We start from the raw sequence: 23,712 nt of genomic DNA, 5'->3' as shown, positions 1-23,712 counted from the left end.
ATGGAAAGTTTTTCATCCTTAAAAAACTTACTCAGTTTCTTTTTGCTTTCCATTCCAAAAGGGTAAAAATAGTCTCCTTTTTCCCATTTCCTTACGGTTAAAGGGTAATTTAACAAATCTTTATCAACATAAATACAGGACTTATTTGAAGTTCCTAAGGTTTCTACTGTTTCAAGAATTAAATTCCCAATATCTGTATGAATTATATTTTCTTGATCTGAAACGATTATAGATTCTGGATGTTTTTCAATAGTAATACGAGATAAAATTAGTTCACCCCTATTTTTTAACAAACGATGTGTTTTAGAAAAAACCTGCTTTCCAGTTTGAGCATCTAACAAATCAGTGATATCCTGCCATTCGGTAAAATGATATTCTTTTAAAATTTCATACAAATAAGGTCTTAATTGTGATAAACTTTTAAGTTTTTCTATACTAAAATGAATTTCATCTTCAGAAATTTTAGAAACAACTTTCTTATATATTTCCTCTATACTGTCGTTTAAAACAATTTTACTATCCTGTAAATGGTTTAATGTTTTTTGAAAATTTTGAAGAAGTTGTGGGTTAATCTCTTTTAAAGTAGGAATAACATCATGGCGCAACTTGTTTCTTAAATATTTGGTAGAGGCATTACTTTTGTCTTCACGCCATGACAAGTTATTTGCCAAGGCATATTTTTCCAATTCTTCTCTAGAAAAACCTAATAAAGGTCTAACAAGCTTGCCGTTTTTTTCTGGAATCCCTAGCAAACCATCCAATCCCGTTCCTCTGGAGAGATTTATTAAAAAGGTTTCTAGGTTGTCGTCTGCATGATGTGCAGTTAAAATATAATCGAAATGTAATTGTTGTGCTAATTCTTCAAACCAATGATAACGTAGCGTACGAGCTGCCATTTGGGTGGATAATTTGTGGTCTTGTGCAAATGCTTGGGTATCGAAATTTTCAATAAAAACTTCTAGTTCTAAATCTTCTGCTAATTCTAAAACGAAATCTTCATCCTCATCACTTTCAGTTCCTCTTAAATTAAAATTACAATGCGATAAACTTATTTTTAAACCCAATTTATAACATAAATGAGTTAGCACTACACTATCCAAACCTCCTGAAATAGCTATAAGAAGCTTACTTTCCTTTAAAAAACTAAGGTTTTTATCAATATGGTTTTTGAAATGGTTGAACATGATTCTGATGGGAATTCAAAAGTTCTTCAAATATAAGTTCTTTTATGAATTATGCGGTTATTAGCAGAGTACTTTTTAAGATTAGGATTCCTTATTTTCGAGAACCTCACGCATGGCTTTGGCTTTAACTAAACACTCTTCATATTCTTTTAAAGGTTCGCTTTTTGCGGTAATAGCACTACCAACCGAAAAAGACAGATATTTATTTGTTTCGTTGTACAAAATGCTTCGTATAACCACATTAAAATCGAAATTGTTGTTTGGAGTAAAATACCCAATAGCTCCAGAATAAACGCCCCGCTTGGTTTCTTCTAAGGTTTCAATGATTTTCATGGCAGAAATTTTGGGAGCTCCTGTCATACTTCCCATAGGAAAAGTAGATTCTATTACATCTACGGGATGGGTTAAATCTTCTAGCACTGATGTTATGGTCGAAATCATTTGATGCACTTGAGGAAAGGTATAAACTTGGCATAATTCTTCTACGTTAACACTTCCTTTTCTTGCTGTTTTTGATAAATCGTTGCGGACCAAATCAACTATCATTATGTTTTCACTTCGCTCCTTTTCATCCACGGCCAACTGCTCTTTAAGCTTTTTGTCCTCGGTCTCATCTTTAGAACGTCTAGCTGTTCCTTTAATGGGTTGCGAAATAATTTTATTTCCAGTTTTCATTAAATAACGTTCTGGCGAAGCAGATAAAACATATTTATCACCAAGCTTCATATAGGTTGCAAAAGGTGGTTTTGAAATATCATTGAGTTGCCAATAGATATCCAAAGGGCAAATACTTGCGTTTTCAGCGTAAAATTCCTGACAGAAATTAGCTTCATAAATATCTCCACGTTGAATTTGCCCTAACATGATATTTGCTTTAGCCAAATAAGCTTCTTTGTGGATTCTCGGTTTTATGTTGATTACACAGTTCTGGTGAGTGGAATCAAAAGATTTCTGGTTTATAATCGTTTTTAAATCGGTTTCAAATTCATCTGAAACCATATTTAAATAGTGCATTTCAACCGAATCTCCTTTAAATAAAAACATCTTTTTTGGTTGAAAAAAATACAATTCCGGAAAATTTAAGCCGTCAAAATTTTTCGATTTTAAATCTTCGACCGCATTTTTTAAATCGTACGTGAGATATCCAAAAAGCCAGTCCTTAGTAATACTTTGATATTCCTTCAACTTTAAAAAAGCTTCGTGATAATCTGTTTGAATAGAGGTTATGGCGTCTACAGCCAACAATGAATCAAAACTAGTGTATGTTTGATGATATTCATTAGAATCCATCCAAACCACCTCATGAAATTGCTGACTCCATCCAAGCAATTGCTTTTTAAAGATTTCTATGGATTCCGGTTTATGTAGATGTGTTGTTCTCAATATTACAAATTACCGAAAATTAATACGGATTTGGAAATTGAAGTGCTTTTAGTTTGATAAAAATATTAGTCACGAATTATTTTCTTACTTATATTCTCTTATTATTTTCAATCTCAAAAACTATCATTAAAAACCCAACTCACACAACAGTGAGAATATGTTTTTTTTCGTGTATTCGTGGTAAAAAATCTTCTAATATTCTATAAATTACTAATTCTGAGATTCCTGCTTTTGCAGGAATGTAGAATCCTTTTAAAAATCTATCTTTGCAATATATTAAAACAACCATGAGTACATTTCAAGATTTAAATTTAAATACGCCTTTATACAACGCCCTAAACGATTTGGGGTTTACCCAACCTACTCCAATTCAAGAAGAAGCCTTTAATGTGGTAGCTTCAGGGAAAGATGTAGTTGGTATTGCACAGACCGGAACTGGAAAAACCTTTGCCTATATGTTGCCTATTCTAAAAAACTTAAAGTTTTCTAATCAAGAAAACCCAAGAGTTTTAGTATTGGTTCCTACTCGTGAATTGGTTGTACAAGTGGTCGATGAAATAGAAAAACTGGCTAAATACATCAACATTCGTGTATTGGGAGTTTATGGTGGTGTGAATATTAATACTCAAAAACATGCTGTTGCCCAAGGTTTGGATATTATTGTAGCAACTCCTGGACGACTATACGATTTGGCTGTAAGTCGCGTATTGCAGCTAAAATCCATTCAAAAAGTGGTTATTGACGAGGTGGACGTTATGCTTGATTTAGGCTTTAGACATCAACTTTTAAATATTTTTGATATTCTTCCAGAACGAAGACAAAACATCATGTTTTCTGCTACGATGACACAAGATGTTGACGATTTAATTTATGACTTTTTCATCGCTCCTGAGCGCGTTTCTATTGCTGTTTCCGGAACTCCGTTAGAGAATATAACTCAAACAAAATACAGTGTTCCCAACTTTTACACCAAGTTGAATTTGTTAAAACACTTGTTAAGTGATTCGGAAGAATTTAACAAAGTGCTGATTTTTGTGGGTAATAAAAAAATGGCCGATAGATTGTTCGAAGCTCTAGACGAATTCTTTCATGACGAATTATGTGTTATCCACTCTAACAAAACACAGAATTATAGATTGCGAAACATTGAACAATTTAGAGAAGGTTTTAATAGAATTCTAGTGGCAACAGATGTCATGGCTCGTGGTTTGGATATAGATAATGTTTCTCATGTAATTAATTTCGATACCCCAGATTTTCCCGAAAACTACATGCATAGAATTGGTAGAACTGGGCGTGCAGAACGCGAAGGAAAATCCATTATTCTTTCAACTGAAAAAGAACAAGAGTCTCTTGAAAGGATTGAAGCCTTAATGCTCATGGAAATTCCTTCTTTAGAAATACCAGAAAACGTTGTAATTTCTAAAGAATTAATTGAAGAAGAACGTGAAGTTATTAAAGAACGAAACAATCCATTAAGACTTAGAAAAGGTGAAGATGTTGGAACTGCTTTCCATGAAAAATCTGAAAAGAACCAAAAAGAAAATCTAGGAGGTTCTTATAAATTTAAAATTGCCCAGAAGTATAAGAAACCTAAAACTCGGGGTGATAAAAACTATAATAAGCGCAATAAGAATAAGTAATTTAAAATAACAAAAAATCCCTTTTCAGAAATGAAAAGGGATTTTTTTTATAATTAAGATTCCTACTTTCCTATCTACCAAGAGGCAGGAACAGGAATTTAGCAACAGCCACTTGTTGGCTTACAACAATCTGAAGCTTCTATTTTTGAAAGTTCTAGTTTTGGTTTCTCTTGTTTAATTCCCTCCTTTTCAGCGTAAACTGTGATACTAAAAATTCCTGTTGCACCTTTTTTGAAAGAATTTAATTCTTCGGGAGAAAGATATTTACTAAGAATATCATCTGGAATACTTATGGTTTTTTCTTTTTGAACTTTAATATTTTGAAATCCTCTATCTTCTATTATTTTTAGATAGGCTCCCTTTTGGATGGCTCCGGCCACACAGCCAGCATACATTTCAGCATCTTCTTTTAAAGCTTCAGGTAGTTCACCTACCAAAACAATATCAGAAATACTAAAGTGTCCTCCTGGTTTCAAAACCCGATGAATTTCTGAAATAACTTTTTCCTTGTTGGGAACTAGATTTAATACGCAGTTACTTACTACTACATCTGCAACATCATCGTTCACTGGCATAGTATCAATATCTCCTTCTCTAAACTCCACGTTATTATATCCGAGTTTTTCCGCATTATTCCGTGCTTTTTCAATCATAATTGGTGTAAAATCAATTCCAATTACTTTTCCTTCGCTTCCGGTTTCGTGTCTAGCAACAAAACAATCATTTCCTGCTCCAGAACCTAAATCGATTACTGTATCTCCTTGTTTAATTTGTGCAAACTGGGTTGGAAGGCCACAACCTAAACCTAAATCTGCATCGGCTACATAGCCTGAAGTTTCCGAATAATCGTCCATCATAATATTATAGACTTTATTGGTTGGTGTTGTTGCTCCACAACAAGAAGAGGCGTTTTCTTCCTTTCCTTGTTCAGCTATTTTGGCATAGCGTTCTTTCACAATGTCTTTTAATTCTTGTTCTTTTTTCATTTTTTTAATTTATTGTGATTAAAGATTTCTTTTTTAAGCAAACTAATTTCAAAGTTTTAAATGAACTATATATAGCTGGTTTTTAAGATTTTAACTATAAACCAAGATATCTATTTCGGCCAACTTCATTTCTCATTAATTACTTCATTGCAATATTACGATTAATCAAGGAATTGATAAAGTTTTTTTAAAAAATAATTGAATCTTCTAAGTCATTTTATGAAATTAAAATGTAATTAAGTTTCTAGAAAGATTGTTTTTTCTCCTTTAATACATACTGCAAATGATATCATGCTCATCATTCTCATTATTTCAGTAAGTTGATGCAAGTCAATACCTTAACGCCACAATTTCAAATATTCTATCTGTTTTTGCCAATTTCAATACGGCCTTATCTCCCACTTTCTTGTCTGTCAATATTCTGGCTATGGGGGAAATAAATGAGATTTTTCCTTTAGAAATATCCGCTTCGTCAACACCAACAATTTGATAACTTTGTAGTTTTGTGGCATCTCCAATTTTAAGGGTGACCAAGGCTCCAAAACGCACTTCGTTTTGTGGCTGTTTGCCTAAATCTATTATTTTTGCTGTAACAATTCGGTCGTTCAACAATTGTAATTTTGCATTTATAAAATTTACTGCAATACGTCTATCCTTATCACTTGAAATATCCAAATGGTCTCGTTCATTCATAAGTGTCTGTTTTTCCTTTAAAAGTTCGTCCATTCCAACCTGAGTAACGTAGTTGATTACATCTACGGGCAAATCGGCTCTTGGTGGCACCATTGGAATTTCTTCCTGATCATCTTCCTTTACAAATCCTCTACTCATAATTCACTTTGTTTTAATGACTATTTTCCCATGGCTAACCCTTATTCATATAAAGCATGGCATTTAGAACATCCTTAAAATATATACTTTATCAATAAAAAAACCGAACCTAAATGCGAATAGACCCCTACCATCCAACCAATAGGCTGAAGTACTTAAAACAGCCTTTTTAAATTAATAAATGGGGCGAAACTTGAAATGAAACCTTGAAATTTAAACAAAAAAACCCCGGTGAGTCCGGGGTTTTATAATAAACTCATTTTATTAAGTTTGTGCTAAGATACCGATTAATGCTTTCTTTGTTCACGTACCTCTTTTTCAATTTTCATGTTCTCCATTCTCTCTAAAACACGCTCTGCCATTTCTTTATGTTTTTTCGAATTGTCTATATCACCTATCTTTTCATAAACTTCTGCAATGCCCCTTAAAGAAGGTATATGCATAAAATTAATATTCAGACATATTTTATATTGTTGGATAGATTCTTCAAAAAATCCGTTTTCAAAAAGTTTTTGGGCCAGCATATAATGATTTTCAATATCTTGGATTTTAGATTCTATTTCCAAAGCAACCACATCTTCATTTTTTAAAGTAATAAATGAACATGGAACTTCTCTAATTACTTTTTCGGTAACACTGCCCATTAATATCTTACTGATACCAGACCTTCCTGTGGCACCCATAATAAGTAAGTCCGATTTATTTTTCTTTATGTATTTAAGAATTTCTTCAGAGGGTTCGCCTCCCACAATTTCCTTTTCGAAGTTTAAATCTATTAAATTGAATCCTTCTAAAAATGAACGAAACTCTTTTTCATGTTCTAAGTGTCTTAATTCGTTTATTGGTGTGGCGTCAAGCTTTGCAAAACTATGCTTAAAGTGTGAATACACACTTAGGATAACCAGCTTCGCATCAACCATTCGTGATATTATAATTGCACTATTTAATGCGCGACTGGATTCTCTAGAAAAATCTACTGGACAAATTATATTTTTAATATTTAGTGCTCGTCCATTTTTTATAACAAATACAGGTTTGTTACTCTTTTTGACAATTTTTTCTGCTGTACTACCTAATTGAAAAGCCTCATCCGATGACTTATTACCTGAGCCAACGATAACTAAATTAGCGATTATTTTTTCTGAAGCACTAACAATTTTATCGCAATAGTTTCCGTACTCTAAAATTGGAGACCCTGTTTCAAGGCCTTCATTGGCAATTCTATCATTAGCCTCTTTCAGCTTTGTGGTTACAGCTTTTTCAACCAGAAGACTCACTTTTTCATTGTTAATATCATCTGGTAAAATATGTATAAGCGTGATTTTAGATTTAAAAGTTTTAGCAAAATTTATTGAATTTTCTAAAATATTTTCTGAAGACTCCGTAAAGTCAACTGCAACTAAGATACTTTTAAGTAATTTCATGATATTTAAATTAATCTATTTAACAGTCCAATTTTTTGCACAACAATCTAATATTCGTGCTTTGTGTTTTTAGAATATTAAAACTATTTCAAATATGAATTAAGCATCCAAAGCGTTTTTTCGGTTTCAGAAATGTAGTCGCTCATCAGGCTCACCGTGCCCTCATCTTCGGCATCTGCCGCAAGAGATAAAATAAGGCGCTCTTTTGTTATTAAAGTAGAAAAGTTTTTAACGACAATTTCCACACATTTTTTTCCATCTGTAACACTTTTTGCTTCTGAAATTTCGGTTGTTTTAAGATAGTCCGTATACGTGTGTAAAGGTTCGCCCTCAAGTGTTAAAATACGCTCTGCTATTTCATCTATTTTCACAAAGGCATCATTGTATAATTCTTCAAATTTATCGTGCAACTCGAAGAACTCCCTTCCTTTAATATTCCAATGGAACCCTCTTAAATTTTGGTAAAATATTTCATAATCTGCCAATAAAATATTCAGTTCTACAACCAGTTTCTCTGCTTTTTTTCTCTCTATTCCTACTAAATTTTTCATGTATTTGTTTTTATGGTTTTTAATGATTTTCGAAGTGTCGGGGCCTATTTGCTGTTAATGATTCCTTTTGAGTGGTAACGCCATTAACATGCCCGTTTCATGTTTTATGCTTCTATCCAAAGATAAGATTATTTTTTGTGTTTGGGAATGATACATATCAGTTATGTCTGAAAAAACAACAAAAATCAACTTTACATTTGGCTTATTGACACTTGTACTAAAAGGACTTTAAATTGGCCAAATGGAACTCAAAAACATATTTCCTTAAGTTTACCGGCTTTTTAAAATAAAAAAGAGGATAATTAAATTCAATTATCCTCTTTTAGTATTAAAATATTATGTTTTAAACTGCTTTAGCTCCGGCTTCTGCTACTGCGTGATCATTTTCTACAGCACTTCCACTTACACCAATGGCCCCTATTATTTCCCCGTTTGCATTTTTAATTGGCACACCACCTGGAAAAGTAATTAATCCTCCGTTAGAGTGTTCAATATTATATAAAGAACCTCCTGGTTGTGATAACTCACCTACAATTCCAGTATTCATATCGAAATAACGAGCTGTTTTAGCTTTTTTGATTGAGATGTCAAGTGAACCTAACCAAGCTCCGTCCATACGTCCGAAAGCTACTAAATTTGCTCCTGCATCTACAACTGCAATGTTCATTTTAGTGTCTATTGCTTTAGCCTTTTCTTTTGCTGCTACAATTGCTTTTTCTGCTTGTGCTAATGTAATATTCATAATTTTCTATTTTTAGTGTTATTATTATTGTACAAATATACGGCGGGAAATCTCTCTTTAAGTTACTAAAAAAGTTCAATAACTTATGAAAAGAGTTCAAATCGTTATACTATTAGACCGTGTGGGTCTATAACAAACTTTTTGGCTACTCCAGAATCAAAAGCGGCATATCCTTTTGCTGCATCTTGCAGACTTATTACTTCCACATTTACTGCTTTTGCAATATCAATTTTATCGAATAATATAGCGTTCATCAATTGCTTGTGATATTTCATAACGGGAGTTTGTCCTGTATGGAATGAATGGGATTTTGCCCAACCTAATCCAAAACGAATTTTCAGACTTCCTTGTTTTGCAGCTTCGTCTTGAGCTCCTGGGTCTTCAGTCACGTATAGACCTGGAATACTAATCTGACCACCAGCTCTTGTAATTGCCATAGCCTGATTCAATACAATGGCGGGCATTTCTTTTCCAGCACTGTCACCATGTCCACTAGCTTCAAACCCTACACAATCAATAAAACAATCAACTTCTGGAATACCAACAATCATAGCAATTTGTTCTTGTACTGGAATACCGTTGGTCAAATTAATAGTTTCACAACCAAAAGTTCTGGCATGAGCCAGTCGCTCTTCATTTAAGTCGCCTACTATAACTACTGCTGCGCCTAATAATTGGCAGCTTGCTGCAGCGGCTAGTCCTACTGGTCCTGCACCAGCAATATACACAACTGAACCTGCAGTCACACCTGCCATTACTGCTCCATGAAATCCAGTTGGGAGAATGTCGGAAAGCATAGTAAGGTCCAATATTTTTTCCATGGCTTGATCCTTATCGGGAAATTTTAATAAGTTAAAATCGGCATAAGGCACCATTACGTATTCCGCTTGGCCTCCGATCCAACCTCCCATATCAACATATCCATAAGCTGCACCTGGGCGATCTCCGTTTACATTTAAACAGATTCCTGTTAAACCCTTTTTACAGTTTGGACAACGCCCACAGGCTATGTTAAATGGTACTGAAACCAAATCTCCTATTTTGATAAACTCAACGTCTCGTCCTAATTCAATAACTTCTCCTGTGATTTCATGTCCTAGCACCAACCCCTTTTCAGCGGTGGTTCTGCCTCTTACCATGTGTTGATCTGAACCACAAATATTTGTAGCAACAATCTTTAGAATTACACCGTGTTCACACTTTCGGTCTCCCAAGGCTAGTTTGGGATAGTCTATTTCTAATACTTCTACTTGTCCTGGTCCTATATAGGAGACTCCGTGATTTTTGCACATAATGTTCTTGTTTATTGAGATTAATGTAAAACTTCAATTAAATAATTGAATATTATGCAATATAACCTTAATTTAATGAAAATCACTTATGAAAAAAGTCCAAACTTCAAGTGGTTGGGAAAGTTTTAAGAATACGAAAGAGGGTATCTCACTGGTAGTATTTAAAATACAAGAAAACAAAACTTATGGTCAGACTTGGTTTGGACTGATTCCAAACTTATTTTTGAAGGCAATACTAAAGTTTGAAAGATTGTTATACCCAAATTCCATATATAACTCAGATGGTTTACAAATTCCCTCTTCTAAAAGTCTTTTTGCTTTTTGAAGCCGTTTGTCCTGCAACCATTTTCCCGGAGAGGTTTTATATTCCTTAATGAAATTCCTTTTAAAAGTTGATAAACTCATATGGCATAAAAAGGCAATTTCCTCCAATTTTAAATTTGAATGTATTTTACTCTCAACCGTTTTCTTGAAAGCCGAACCCTCGCTAATTATTAAGGAATATAAATACAATTCGAACTTTTTACCATATTTTTGAATAAGATACAGCATCAATTCTTCAAATTTTACGGACAACAGATTCTCCATAAAAACTGCTGGAGCATCACTAATTGTTGATAATGAATTTAGGTATGATGTAATATACGCGTCATTTCTTATAATAAAATAAGGTTCTTCGTTCGTTACTACGACTTTATTTTCAGTGTGTTTTTCTAAAAATTCGAGAAGTCGTTTTTCTGAAAAAAAGAAGAGCTTACAATAATAAATGGCTTCGGTGTCTAGTAACTCTGTCCAAAGCCAATTCCCTTTTTTAAGTAATAATGATTGATCTTTATTTACCGCAACGGCTGTCCCTGCAAAATGGACTTGCTTTTTCCCCACTTGCAAAAAACTGAACATATTCATCCCAAGATTGACCTTGCTTTTTACCACATTGCTGGTCATTTTGAAATCGTAAACAAATAAATCTGGTTTTTCCTTTTTGTTATCTAAATAAATTTCAGGAATATTTTCTATGGGCATATTTGTTTTTTTAAGTTCAAAAGCATTGCGTATAACTAAGTTACTGAAAAAAGGTGTGGTAGCAACCAGAAAGGACTTTCAAAACCAGTTTAGCTCGAAAAGTACACAATGCTAACAACATATTGCACATGTTAATTATAAAAAACAAAAGTCTTAATAAGTTCCTTTACAACAATGGCTGTATATTAGCAAACTTAAAAAATAATCGACGAAAGGCGTTTAGGTCTTTTACTAATTAGCAACTATTATGAAACGTTTATTTTCGAATTTATTATTCAAGGTTTTTCTAGCCATCGTTTTAGGTACTGTTTTCGGACTCTATTTGCCCGAATCTATAAATAGAATATTTACTACGTTCAATGCGTTTTTTGGACAATTTTTAAATTTCTCCATTCCGCTAATTATCATGGGACTAATCATGCCAGCTATTTCCGATCTAGGAAAGGGAGCTGGAAAATTATTGTTGCTTACTGCTGCTATTGCTTATGGTTCGACACTGTTTTCAGGATTTATGACCTATTTTACAACATCGAGTATTTTTCCACAACTTTTAGAGTCTCATGTCAATAATGCTGCTAAAATTTCTGATTCAGGTAGAGAATTAACTCCTTATTTCAGCATTGTAATCCCACCCGTATTGGATGTTATGTCTTCTTTGGTTCTTGCATTTGTTATTGGTTTAGGACTATCATTTCAGGAAAAATCCAATTTAAAGTTAGTGGTTAAAGACTTTCAAAATATTGTTATGCAATTAATAGAGAATGTTATTGTTCCTCTATTACCACTTTTTATTTTAGGCATATTCGCAAGTATGTCCTTTAACGGAAAAGCATTCTCTATACTTTCGGTGTTTGTTAGTATTATTGGAATTATTTTTGTTTTACACATTTTACTACTATTACTTCAATACACGATTGCTGGCGCTTTAACTAAGAAGAATCCTATTAAGTTATTAGCAACCATGATGCCTGCTTACTTTACGGCATTAGGCACACAGTCTTCTGCAGCCACTATTCCAGTTACCTTAAAGCAAACAATGAAAAATGGAGTTTCAGAAAAAATTGCTGGCTTTGTCATTCCTTTATGTGCTACTATTCATTTATCTGGTAGTATTATGAAAATTACCGCTTGTGCCATGGCATTAATGATTTTAGAAGGGATGCCCTTTAGTTTCACACTCTTCGCAGGATTTATTTTCATGCTAGGTATCGCTATGGTTGCAGCACCAGGAGTGCCTGGAGGTGCAATTATGGCTGCTGTGGGAATTTTGCAATCTATGTTAGGCTTTAATGAAGAGATGCTAGGCCTTATGATTGCTTTATATATAGCAATGGACAGTTTTGGTACGGCATGTAATGTTACAGGAGATGGCGCTATTGCTTTGGTTGTAGATAGAATAACAAAAGGAAAACTACTAGCCTAAATAGTATTAATGATGTTTTGCATTGGTACACATTTCTTATTTTACCAACGAGCATATTATAATCCATGGTCAGACCTTAACTATCAGTAGAAGTAATAAAATGGAGGTTTTGGAGATGTTAGAAAAGTTTTAAAGATTAATTCTATTTGCAAAAACACTCTAAAACCCAAATCCAAGACTAAAAGCTACTCTTAGGCCATCTGCCGAATTAAAGACGCCCAAATTAGCCGAAAGTAGTTCTGCCCCATTAATAAAAAATCCTCCTCCATATGTATTGTGCCATTTGTTCGAGTCTTCTTGATCTAACCAAACCCGTCCATAATCGAAACTACCATAAAGGCCTAATCTAACTGGTAAAAGTCCTGTTTTTAACGTATTGAAACTATATCTTAAATCCGTGTTTTGATAAAATGATTGCTTACCTGTAAAGCGTTGGTTTCTAAAACCTCTTAATCCATCGGTTCCTCCGATAGATGCTGCTTGATAAAACTCAAAATTATTATTGAAATTCAGGCGACCTTTTAATTTGGTGGCAAATACCAAATTTCCTGAAGGGTCTATGTTATGTGCAAAGCTCATTTCAGGAATTAAATACATGAAATTTTTGTTGGTTTCATCTAAACTCGATTTATAACCAAGTTCTATAAAGGTTGTCATTCCAATGGTTGGGTATGCTTTATTATCGAAATTTTCAAATTGAAACTTGGTATTAATGCTAGCAAATTGATTTCTATCAAAAATATATTTAGGTAGTTCTAGGTTGTTTTCCACAAAACGGTTTGGTGTTTCAGACACTTCAATGGCTTCATATTTAACCCCTAAGCTTACCAAACTTCCGCCATAAGCTTTCCACACTAAAGAAGGTGCAAAACTTAATTCGCTCACTTTAACACGGTTGTAGTTCATTCCAAAATCATCTTCCATATTTTGAGTTTCGTTGCCATATCCAAAAAAGTTCAAACTAAAATTTGGACTATTAAATTGTCCTTCCACCATTAAATTAAAACTTCTAATGACGTTGGCAAATTCACCTTTATAATTTAGTTCGAAGCCATTTGTGGCGAAATAATAAGCGCCTTGAAATTTGTGCTGAGTGGTAAACGGATTCCGCTCAAAACCATAAGTTGTATAAGTATTGGTTGCTCCTATTTTTAGACCATCGTCTGGGTTTGCTCCTAGCAAAGGCAAAAGTTGATTGGTATTATGTTTTAATTTTTTATAGTCGTAAACATTAGTCAGATACTTGTCTTGTAGTTTTATCGTGGCATTTTGCGCCTGGGAAACATCGTTTGGCAACGATTTATAATCGTAAACAATTATATTTCTACCATTTTTAACTACAAAATCGTCATTGTTGTGACCTCCAATAAGTCGAATTTTTATTTTTTCACTTTTTCCTACAACCTCAAAACTGTCATCGCCATCTAGTCCATACACCCAAATTTCCTTGGTTTGTTCCGGATTATAAGTTCTACTAAAGAATTCGTTTTTAATCCCGCTTTTCTTTTTTCTTAACATCTGAACGCTTACTTCGCCTCCATCATGGCCTTCAATTTTTATATAATCGTTTTTATTGGTTCCTCTAATAACTGCATATTTATTAATTAGTTTGAAGTATCTATCTGAAGTGTTTTGAAGATGATTCTTTCTAGCTTTTAATAAGTTTTTAATGTCTGTAACGGTTGAGTCATTTACTTCTTTTGGAAGAATACTTAAAGCGTCCTCAATAACCTGATCGGTAATATGGGTTTGGATAAATTGAACTTGCTTGTCCCAAACAGCTTTATTGGATTTGGTTATAATGGCCTTGTCCAAAGCATAGGTATTTCGGGTAAAACCTTTAACATCTTTCAATTCTGGATTATATTTTCGAAAAGATCGCGCATTAGGGATTAAAGCAACAGCCGTTTCACCAATAAATCCATCGGACATTTTTGAAAAAGGCTGATCTCTATCTCGAGGTAAAGGTTTGTAAATAGTTTTTCCGTTTTCTTGATACTGTAACCATCTCCATTGATCCTGATGTCTATCAAAATCACCAATAAGCATATCGAACAAGCGCGCTTTTATATATGCTTCTTCATCAATTTTTATGGATTCGTCTTTGTTAATTTCACGAAACATATCCATAGTACTTAAAATTTTTCCTGTAAAATTTCCAGTTCCCAATTCTAAATGATCGGATGACGCATGCTCTTCAAACATGTATAATTCATCTCCATATTCGTCATTAAACTTGCCTAAGGCTTTTTGTTTTGGAATGTAATATAATCTCGGATTTAAATGAGCCAAACCAATGGCATCCGATAAAATTCCCATTACCAATGGGCTATAAGGATAAGCGCCTGTAAAGATATCTTGAATTAAATCTTCAGAATACGTACCATCAAATTGGTCTTCTACATATTGATCCTTGAACAAGGCCGTTTGAATAAGTTGAACAGCTTGTTTTTTCATAGCTCTCATTACATAACGCTTTCCATCTGGAGCTCTTAAATGCAAGGTTTTAGATTGTGTTCCACCTCCTTTTCTGATAGGCGTTAAACCACCAAGAAGTGTATCTAAATAAACGACTTTTGTTGTAACTGGCGTGCTATACTCTTCTCTAAAACGTTTTCCCCAAAGAAACTTATAGGTTTTACTTTTAGTAGTTTCCTCTTCAGTCATTATGGATTTATTAATAGAATCTTGTAAGATAATTGGATAATCTATAGCAACATTAATATTGTCGGGCTTAAGTACTTGCGTTTGAAATTCTGTTTTATTCTCTTTAGCTGAAATAAATCGAACATTTGAAGAGCCATCTTTATAAACATCCAAAACAGCAAAACCATTTTTGGCGTATGAAAACTGACCGCCTCTAACGTTTCTAGTGGCTGTTATTTTAGATCCAGAACCACTAATTATTTGTGGAATTTGATCTTCCACAAGATATTGCATGCTATGTTCATGACCGGATACGAAAATGACCTTGTCGTTTTGTTTTGCTGCAGTTACTAGATTTTTTTTCAATTCGTTGTAAAACTTATTGGTTAAATCTGCATTAACAATTCCAGTCGATTCCCTGAGGATGTTTTTAACAGTTCCTAAAACAGGAACAGGTGATAAGTGATCCTTAAGTGAGTATTGCTCACCATGTGGCCCGTTTGAAAACATGGGATGATGGATGGCTACTATAGTGGTTTTGCCCCTCGCCTTTTTAATTTCATCTCTAAATTCCTCTAAAAATAAGTCGCGTGTTTTAAGTTCGCAATTGTCATTTATAGTTGGATACAAATCCCAATTGGTAATATACCATTGGGAATCTACAATAATTAACACGATGTCTTCAGAAATATTTATTCGTTTTATAGAACAACCATCTTTAGGTAAAAAACTGTTTTTGCCTAAATGTTTTTCTACATACTCTTGCTGTCTTTTTAGTCCAACCACGCCTTGGTTATACCAATCGTGATTTCCCGGAATAAAAATGCTCTTTGCTTCAGTATCTGTAACACTTTCAATTTGTATGTTTAAACGATGTTCAGCAAGTTTTCGAGCTTTACTTTCCTTTTCAGGCAGCCCTTTTGGATAAATATTATCTCCTAAAAATAAAACTGTTGCTTCATTCGTATCTTTACTTAATGTGTTCCTTAAATTTTTTAAGGCAACCGTTGTACTATCTAACATCGCATTTCCAGAATCGCCTATTAAATAAAAACGATGTGCTATTTCCTTAGATACAGGCTCTATGTGATTGGTGCCTGGTAAAATTTGTTTTTCGAAAGTAGCACAAGAAATAAACGCGAAGAAAACAATTAAAAATCCATATTTTGAATGTTGCATAGCTTACTATTTGAGCAATTTTAAGATTAATTGAGATATTACGGCAATTGTCAGATCAATAAGGAAATTCTAATGGATGTGTTTTTTTATCTAAAATATGGAATGTGTACTTTCTTATATATTTAAGAATATCCGATAATTTGTAGTTTTTTTCCATTATATCTTACGAATTTGTATGCCTTTAAATATATGAAATATGTTTCTCACAAAACTTTAAATCATTTAGTAAAAGCATTCAAGCAGTTGCTTTTATTCTATTCTAAATATTCATTGGTTAATAAAACATCTTTAACTATAAATTTCATATAAACTAAATAATTTAGTGTGAAAACGAAAAGCAACCTCATTTGAATTACGTTTTGTAACCTAATGAGTCGTTATTGTATTATTTTCCTTTCAACAAGAAAAAAGGGTCGAAACATCTTTAATAAGATGATGCGACCCTTCTTCTGAACCTAAAACTCGATCCATGTTAGAACGAGATTCCTACTTACGCAGAAATTGTTTAGATATGTAAAGCTCTATCTTCAGTAGCCGCTAAAGCAGCTTCCTTGATAGCTTCTGTATACGTTGGATGTGCATGGGACATTCTAGAAACATCTTCGGCAGAAGCTCTAAATTCCATAGCTACAACAGCTTCGGCAATCATGTCTGCTGCACGTGCGCCTACCATATGTACACCTAAAATTTCGTCTGTATTTTTGTCTGCAAGCACTTTTACAAAACCGTCTAAATCCATACTCGCTCTACTTCTACCTAAAGCACGCATTGGAAATTGTCCAGCTTTATATTCAACTCCAGCTTCTTGAAGTTGCTCTTCTGTTTTTCCAACCGAAGCAACTTCTGGCCAAGTGTAAACCACTCCTGGAATCAAATTGTAATTAATATGTGGTTTTTGTCCTGCTATTATTTCAGCAACTAATACACCTTCTTCCGATGCCTTATGTGCTAACATGGCACCTTTAATAACATCTCCAATAGCATAAATGTTTTTTGCCGAGGTTTGTAAATGTTCATTGACTTCAACTTGCCCTTTCTCGTTTAATTTAACGCCTGCAGCATCGGCATTTAAACCATCTGTATACGGACGACGTCCAACAGATACCAAGCAGTAATCGCCTTTAAACTCAACTTCCTCTCCTTTTTTATTATCTGCTTTAACGATGATTTCATTTCCTTTTCTTTCAACAGATTTTACTTTATGAGAGGTATTGATTTTGAATTTTTGTTTCTTTAAAACCTTATTTAATTCTCTAGACAAACTAGCATCCATGGTTGGAATAATCCGGTCCATATATTCAATAACAGAAACTTCTGCACCTAAACGCTTGTAAACCTGTCCAAGCTCCAAGCCAATAACACCTCCCCCAATTACAATTAGGTGTTTAGGGATTTCAGTTAATTTTAAAGCTTCGGTTGAAGTAATAATTCTTTCTTTATCAAGAGTGATAAAAGGTAGGTTTGATGGTTTTGATCCTGTAGCAATAATGGTGTTCTTCGCTTCAATTTCAGTAGTTTCTTCACCTTTAATGATAATATGGGTCGCATCTTTAAAACTTCCTAAACCTTGATAAACATCAATTTTGTTTTTCTTCATCAAGAAATCGATCCCACCTGTAGTTGTATCTACAACAGATTGTTTTCTGGCAATCATTTGTTTTAAATTCACTTTTATTTCACCAGAAATATCAATTCCGTGTTCTTCAAAATGTTTGATAGCATCTTCATAATGATGCGAAGAATCTAGTAGTGCTTTACTTGGAATACAGCCCACATTTAAGCAAGTTCCTCCAAGAATTGGATATTTTTCTATAATTGCAGTTTTCATTCCTAGTTGTGCGCAACGAATAGCTGCTACATAACCTCCAGGACCAGAGCCAATAATGGCCACATCGTATGAATTCATATAAGTATTTTTATCGAGTTGTGTTAAAACGAATACAAAAGTACAAATGTTTTGCGGGAAGGCAATAAAAAAGTAAGTTCTTAATTAGGCTATTTCCTGTTAAACAAAACAAGGACAACTCTAACAAAATAGTTAGGCCGCCCCAGTTTATCGTTAATTCTCCCTAAGAACTAATTAATAGCCCTACAAAGTTGGGGATTTTTAGTTTTCCTCGCAATACTCAATTTGAGTAATTTTTAAAAAACTAAATCAGACTTTTATTTATTTTAAGCATCCCAATAAGCTCTCCCGTTGAAGAAATATTTAATTTTTTAAGAATGTTCCTTCTATGTGTATCTACTGTATTTGGGCTAATATTTAAGCGTTCTGCAATTTCCTTGCTCGATTTATTAATGGTTAACAATCTAATAACATCTCGTTCTCGATGACTTAAACCACCAGTTAATTGTTTTTGGGAAAAATTATTGAAATATTTAGTTTCGTAGGCATTATTTTCGTTTAAAAGTTTTGCTGTCCCAGTGATTGGCATTTTAATTTTTGAATCCAATACCGTATAATGAGCCAAACCAATAATAGGCTTCATGTCTGAATCGAGTTCTATTGGAGAAGTGTTTTGAATGATGTTCACGTAAACACCTTCAGCATTTTTAAGACGGTAATTCCAGGTATAGTTCATCCTGTGTCTTTGCTCTGCCGGAATTTCTTCTAAAGTATACACCATTAAGTCGTTTAACGCTTTTAACCATAACTCGATATCTTCTGGATGTATCCGCTTCCAAAAATGACGCATGCCTTCTTTTAACAAGGTGTCCTTATTTAAACCTATACAAGAACTCATGTTCTTACTAATAAACTCAAAAGTCAGGTTTTGCGTGTTGGTAATACAAAAGAATGTGGAGCTGTATGGTAAATAAACATCCAATTCTAAAATCTTTTTTATGTGATGTGTGAGGATGGGATTATCATAGGATTGAAAAATATCATTATAAATTTTATCAATGTTTTTTGAAAGCATGGAATAAATTTAAAATAAAAAAATTAAAACTTACTATGGATTGGTATTAAATATTAATAGCTGTTCCATGTTTTACTTCATTAATAACAAACATACTATGAGTACTCCCTATATGATTAATGGATGTTAACTTGTTGACCATAAATTCTCGAAAGGCTTCCATATCCTCCACAATTACTTTGAGCAGATAATCATAATCGCCACTTATATGATAGCATTCCATGACTTCCACTAAATTGGCGACTTCCTTTTCAAATTTTACTACATAATCCTGAGTGTGTTGAATTAATTTGATGTGACAAAAAGCCACAAAACTCTTTTCAACCTTTTCTTTCTTTACCAAAGCTACATAGTTTGAAATAACGCCTTGATTTTCCAGCTTTTTAATTCGTTCGTAAACAGCTGTAACCGAAAGATTTAACTTATTTGAAAGCTCTTTATTGGTTTGTTTACAATCGGTTTGAAGATAAGTTAGCAGTTTTTTATCTATAATATCGAAACTCATTATTGAAAAATTTTCAGTTTAAATGAATAAAACTCAGTGAAACATAATTATTATTCTACAAATGTACTTGTTTATAGATTTATAATCTAATGATAGTCTATGTAGTTGATTATTTCTCTAATAAACCCGATATTTACATCACTTATAATTTAAAATAAACGATTTTATGGCTTTTAAACCAGCAAACAACATACAAGACTTACAATATTTTGGAGAATTCGGAGGTGTTAACCCATCCATCTCAGACTCATCTACTTATACCTTTTTATCGGCAAAAACCATGTTCGATACCTTTGAAGGCAATGCAGATGGCTGTTATTTATATTCTCGTCACTCCACACCTTCTAACCTATATTTAGGTGAAGCTTTAGCGGCTATGGAAGGTACGGAAACTGCGAATGTTACCGCTTCTGGAATGGGAGCGATTACTCCTGTTATTATGCAACTTTGTGGGGCTGGAGATCATGTGGTTTCTAGCAGAACAATTTATGGTGGAACTTATGCTTTTTTAAAGAATTTTGCACCTAGATTCAACATTGCAACCAGTTTTGTGGACATTACTAAATTAGATGTTGTTGAAGCTGCCATTACTCCTAACACCAAAGTACTTTATTGCGAATCTGTTAGCAACCCATTATTGGAAGTAGCCGACATCGCTGGACTGGCCAAAATAGCTAAAAAGCACAATTTAAAGTTGGTGGTTGATAATACCTTCTCCCCTTTATCAATCTCACCTATTCAATTAGGAGCGGATATGGTAATCCACAGTTTAACTAAATTTATTAATGGCTCGAGCGATACTGTTGGAGGTGTTGTTTGTGGAACACAAGAATTTATAAACGATTTACGCAACGTAAACGATGGCGCGTGTATGCTTTTAGGTGCAACCATGGATAGTCTAAGAGCTGCTTCAGTTTTAAAGAATTTAAGAACGCTTCACATTAGAATGCAACAACACAGTTTAAATGCCAGTTATTTAGCTGAGAAATTTGAAGCACTCGGATTAAAAACGGTTTATCCAGGATTGGAATCACATCCTTCTCATAAATTATTTAAATCCATGATGAACGAAAAATATGGTTTTGGCGGCATGTTAACTGTTGACGTTGGCTCTTTAGAAAAAGCCAATGCCTTAATGGAATTAATGCAAGAGAAAAACTTAGGTTACTTGGCAGTTAGTTTAGGCTTTTATAAAACCTTGTTTTCTGCTCCAGGAAGTTCTACGTCTTCTGAAATTCCAGAAGACGAACAAAAAGAAATGGGATTAAGCGATGGTTTGATTCGTTTTTCAATAGGATTGGATGCCGATATTGAACGTACTTATAACATGATGCACGCCTGCATGGAAGAATTGGATATTCTTTAAATTTTAAAAATATATTTAACGAAAAAGAGAGCCTATTATGAGCTCTCTTTTTTGTTTGTTTTCGAAGATGAATTGACTGGTGTTCCATGAAAAAACATATTTCCACATGACAATAACTAACTAAACACTATTTGTCAATACTTGATAAAAGGTGTTTTATTTTAAAATTTAATCTGCTTGGATTAATTCGATATTCATGGTTGCGGAATCTTGCACTACATAAATAAGATCAAAATTATCAACTTGAAATAGACGAATATGATCTCCTGCTGTTAAATGCACAATAATGTTTATGCCAGTAGAAGCATATCCAAGATGGACTATTCTAGAATATGAAATAGAGCCTCGTATTCGGTTGTCCCAAAGATTTGTAATAGTTGTTGGAAAAGCGACACCTGTTGTTAAAAAAAACTTAGGCACTTTTGCACTCCCTGGACTTGGTTCGTCTGGAGGCGGTGGACCAGGATCATCCATATAAAGAGATATAGAATAAGATACTCTATAAAATCCTGAGGTAATAATTTCAAAACCCTGATAAAAATTTGAATAATCATCACTGGGAAAATCAGAGGGAATAGGAGTGGGAAAAGAAATAAGATCGACACCTTGAATAATACTAGGAATTTCAAACCTTATGGGTTGTGTGGCATTCAACTTTTGTCTTCGATAAGGCCCATAAAGATTGGGGCTATTATTAATTTCCCCATAAACTTTATCTTCATTATCATTTAATCTGCTCCATTTTATACCATTCCAAAAATAAAACCCCGGAGTAACTCGATTAGCACCAGTTGTCGTATTTGTATTATAAACTAACAAACTAGTTGCCGGAGTTGAAACGGGTGCACTAACCAAGGTAGAGGTTAAAACTACTCTAGGAATTAAAACACCTGCGTTAGTACTTTCAATATCCAAAACAGAAGACGCATCTGGATTTGTGGTACCAATTCCTACTTGAGCGGAAATCTCAAGAAAGAAGAAACAAAACAAACTTAATAGTATGATGTTTTTTTTGGAGCCCATTTATATATAATTTATACTATCAAAGATAAAACACTAATGCTAAATTTTACGTTGGAGAGCCAATATTTCGATAAACGAGGTGTTTTTAAAGCCGTAATGCAGATGTCATTCATATTATGAGCATTTTTTAAAAATAAAACTTAATGAACTCAGATAGAATAGATTAGTTAGAGCCTTTTTAGATTTATTTTTTCTTTTAAGATGTTTTTAAAATCACTTAAATTTTTACTTTACAAAGGTTTGCGCCTAAAAATTAATCACATGATATCTCTTTATTTTCATTCTCAAAAAAGAATAATTTTTATAGGATTCAGAATGGAATTTGAAACAATTTGCATACTTAAAGTGAAAATCGTAACATTACAATCCCATTAAACGAACTAAACAGATGCAAGACGATAAAAACCTAAGTGAAATTGACATAGAAGATCAAATAATTATAGATAATAAAGAACTAAGTATTTGGGAAGCGCTTATTCCCGTAGTTCTTTTAATGATGATGTTAGCTTATAATATTTTTTATGCCGATGGAGACGCTTTAGGCGAATATTCCAATCAGTTTATATTATTAATTGGAGGAGGAATTGCCGCCATTGTCGGTTTTTTTAACAAAGTTGGAATCCGTCTTATGTTAAAAGAAATTTGGGAAAATTTAAGAAGTGTTTTTGTCCCAATTATGATTCTCTTTTTAGTAGGTGCCTTAGCTGGAACTTGGTTGGTTAGTGGCGTAATTCCTGCCATGGTTTATTATGGATTACAGGTATTAAGTCCGGCTATATTTTTACCGGCATCGGTGGTTATTTGTGCAGTTATCTGAATTGCTACAGGTAGTTCTTGGACCACATCGGCAACTGTGGGAATTGCCTTAATTGGAATAGGAAGTGCTCTAGGTATTCCAACAGGAATGATTGCTGGAGCTGTTATCTCTGGAGCTTATTTTGGAGATAAGATGTCGCCGCTAAGCGATACAACATACCTAGCTCCTGCTATGGCTGGAACAGATTTGTTTACCCATATTCGTTATATGACCTATACCACAGTTCCAACCTTAATAATTACTTTAATTGCTTTCTCTGTGATAAGTTTCAATATAGATACCACAGGAACCGCCGATTTAAGCAGCTTATTAACTAGCATAGATAAAACCTTCCATATTTCGCCTTTATTATTTATTGTTCCCTTGGTGGTTATTGTTCTTATTCTATTAAAAACAAGACCATTAATTGCTTTAGGAACAGGCGTTTTACTTGCAGCCGTTTTTGCCTTTATATTCCAACCTAATATTTTAGACCAACTGGGTACTTCTAGATTTAGTGCCATTTTAAATGCCATTCTTACAGACTCTCAAATTACAACGGACAATGAAAAACTAAACGATTTATTTTCGGCTGGAGGTATGAAAGGTATGATTTGGACCATTCTATTAATTTGTTGTGCGATGGTTTTTGTTGGAACCATGGATGCTATTGGATCTTTATCTAGAATTACCAAAGCTTTACTCTCTGTTGCAACAACCATTTTTGGATTATTTGCAAGTACCGTTATTAGCTGTTTGGGATTAAATGCCATTGCAAGCGATCAATATTTAGC

17 protein-coding genes and 1 pseudogene are annotated in these 23,712 nt (G+C 33.6%); 4 read left to right on the top strand and 14 right to left on the bottom strand.

Annotated elements, in window-relative coordinates; all coding sequences use genetic code 11:
- Positions 1-1,184: tRNA lysidine(34) synthetase TilS (gene tilS / locus VKY47_RS10955; protein WP_324312776.1), on the bottom strand; the 1,184-nt coding region annotated here is incomplete at its 3' end.
- An 81-nt stretch (positions 1,185-1,265) separates the two neighbouring features.
- Positions 1,266-2,567: an aminodeoxychorismate synthase component I gene (pabB, locus tag VKY47_RS10950; protein WP_324312774.1), complete on the bottom strand. Its 1,302-nt coding sequence runs from the start codon at positions 2,565-2,567 to the stop codon at positions 1,266-1,268.
- Positions 2,568-2,854: 287 nt separating this feature from the next.
- Between pabB and VKY47_RS10945 the strand changes: the two genes are divergently transcribed.
- On the top strand, positions 2,855-4,210 hold the full coding sequence (locus VKY47_RS10945; RefSeq protein WP_324312773.1) for a DEAD/DEAH box helicase: 1,356 nt from the start codon (positions 2,855-2,857) through the stop codon (positions 4,208-4,210).
- Positions 4,211-4,308: 98 nt separating this feature from the next.
- Here VKY47_RS10945 and VKY47_RS10940 read toward each other — a convergent pair whose 3' ends face one another.
- From VKY47_RS10940 to VKY47_RS10910, 7 genes are all read right to left on the bottom strand, one after another.
- Positions 4,309-5,196 carry an arsenite methyltransferase gene (locus tag VKY47_RS10940; protein ID WP_324312772.1) on the bottom strand — a complete coding sequence of 296 codons (888 nt, stop codon included), beginning with the start codon at positions 5,194-5,196 and terminating at the stop codon, positions 4,309-4,311.
- Between the two features lie 330 nt (positions 5,197-5,526).
- Entirely contained in the window at positions 5,527-6,027 is a 501-nt protein-coding gene (locus VKY47_RS10935; protein ID WP_324312770.1) for a GreA/GreB family elongation factor, read from the bottom strand.
- 287 nt (positions 6,028-6,314) lie between these two features.
- Positions 6,315-7,451 carry a universal stress protein gene (locus VKY47_RS10930; protein WP_324312769.1) on the bottom strand — a complete coding sequence of 379 codons (1,137 nt, stop codon included), beginning with the start codon at positions 7,449-7,451 and terminating at the stop codon, positions 6,315-6,317.
- A gap of 83 nt (positions 7,452-7,534) precedes the next feature.
- Positions 7,535-8,002 carry a Dps family protein gene (locus VKY47_RS10925; protein WP_324312767.1) on the bottom strand — a complete coding sequence of 156 codons (468 nt, stop codon included), beginning with the start codon at positions 8,000-8,002 and terminating at the stop codon, positions 7,535-7,537.
- A gap of 343 nt (positions 8,003-8,345) precedes the next feature.
- The gene (locus VKY47_RS10920) at positions 8,346-8,744 is read right to left on the bottom strand and encodes a GlcG/HbpS family heme-binding protein (protein WP_324312766.1); all 399 of its coding nucleotides are present in this window, start codon (positions 8,742-8,744) and stop codon (positions 8,346-8,348) included.
- Positions 8,745-8,848: 104 nt separating this feature from the next.
- On the bottom strand, positions 8,849-10,036 hold the full coding sequence (fdhA, locus tag VKY47_RS10915; RefSeq protein WP_324312764.1) for a formaldehyde dehydrogenase, glutathione-independent: 1,188 nt from the start codon (positions 10,034-10,036) through the stop codon (positions 8,849-8,851).
- 189 nt (positions 10,037-10,225) lie between these two features.
- On the bottom strand, positions 10,226-11,059 hold the full coding sequence (locus tag VKY47_RS10910) for an AraC family transcriptional regulator (protein WP_324312762.1): 834 nt from the start codon (positions 11,057-11,059) through the stop codon (positions 10,226-10,228).
- Between the two features lie 247 nt (positions 11,060-11,306).
- Here VKY47_RS10910 and VKY47_RS10905 point away from each other — a divergent pair, with 247 nt between their 5' ends.
- Positions 11,307-12,482: a dicarboxylate/amino acid:cation symporter gene (locus VKY47_RS10905; RefSeq protein WP_324312761.1), complete on the top strand. Its 1,176-nt coding sequence runs from the start codon at positions 11,307-11,309 to the stop codon at positions 12,480-12,482.
- Between the two features lie 159 nt (positions 12,483-12,641).
- Here the strand turns inward: VKY47_RS10905 and VKY47_RS10900 are convergent, their stop codons facing one another.
- From VKY47_RS10900 to VKY47_RS10885, 4 genes are all read right to left on the bottom strand, one after another.
- The gene (locus VKY47_RS10900; protein WP_324312760.1) at positions 12,642-16,307 is read right to left on the bottom strand and encodes a metallophosphoesterase; all 3,666 of its coding nucleotides are present in this window, start codon (positions 16,305-16,307) and stop codon (positions 12,642-12,644) included.
- A gap of 505 nt (positions 16,308-16,812) precedes the next feature.
- Positions 16,813-18,213, bottom strand: coding sequence for a dihydrolipoyl dehydrogenase (gene lpdA, locus VKY47_RS10895; RefSeq protein WP_324312759.1), 1,401 nt, complete (start codon positions 18,211-18,213; stop codon positions 16,813-16,815).
- A 244-nt stretch (positions 18,214-18,457) separates the two neighbouring features.
- Entirely contained in the window at positions 18,458-19,228 is a 771-nt protein-coding gene (locus tag VKY47_RS10890; protein WP_324312758.1) for a helix-turn-helix transcriptional regulator, read from the bottom strand.
- A gap of 46 nt (positions 19,229-19,274) precedes the next feature.
- Positions 19,275-19,733 (bottom strand): Lrp/AsnC family transcriptional regulator, encoded by a 459-nt coding sequence (locus tag VKY47_RS10885; RefSeq protein WP_324312756.1) that lies wholly within the window; start codon positions 19,731-19,733, stop codon positions 19,275-19,277.
- A gap of 166 nt (positions 19,734-19,899) precedes the next feature.
- On the opposite strand from VKY47_RS10885, the gene VKY47_RS10880 reads away from it, so the two are divergent.
- Positions 19,900-21,099, top strand: coding sequence for an aminotransferase class I/II-fold pyridoxal phosphate-dependent enzyme (locus VKY47_RS10880; protein WP_324312754.1), 1,200 nt, complete (start codon positions 19,900-19,902; stop codon positions 21,097-21,099).
- Positions 21,100-21,267: 168 nt separating this feature from the next.
- On the opposite strand, the gene VKY47_RS10875 is transcribed toward VKY47_RS10880, so the two are convergent.
- On the bottom strand, positions 21,268-22,122 hold the full coding sequence (locus VKY47_RS10875; protein WP_324312753.1) for a hypothetical protein: 855 nt from the start codon (positions 22,120-22,122) through the stop codon (positions 21,268-21,270).
- A 388-nt stretch (positions 22,123-22,510) separates the two neighbouring features.
- Here VKY47_RS10875 and VKY47_RS10870 point away from each other — a divergent pair.
- Positions 22,511-23,712 (top strand): annotated as a pseudogene (locus VKY47_RS10870) (Na+/H+ antiporter NhaC family protein); the annotation flags it as partial.

It is taken from the genome of Xanthomarina sp., assembly GCF_035306705.1.
Lineage (GTDB): Bacteria > Bacteroidota > Bacteroidia > Flavobacteriales > Flavobacteriaceae > Xanthomarina.
The sequence above is the reverse complement of the archived record's forward strand: the minus strand, read 5'-3'. Positions and strand labels throughout refer to the sequence as shown.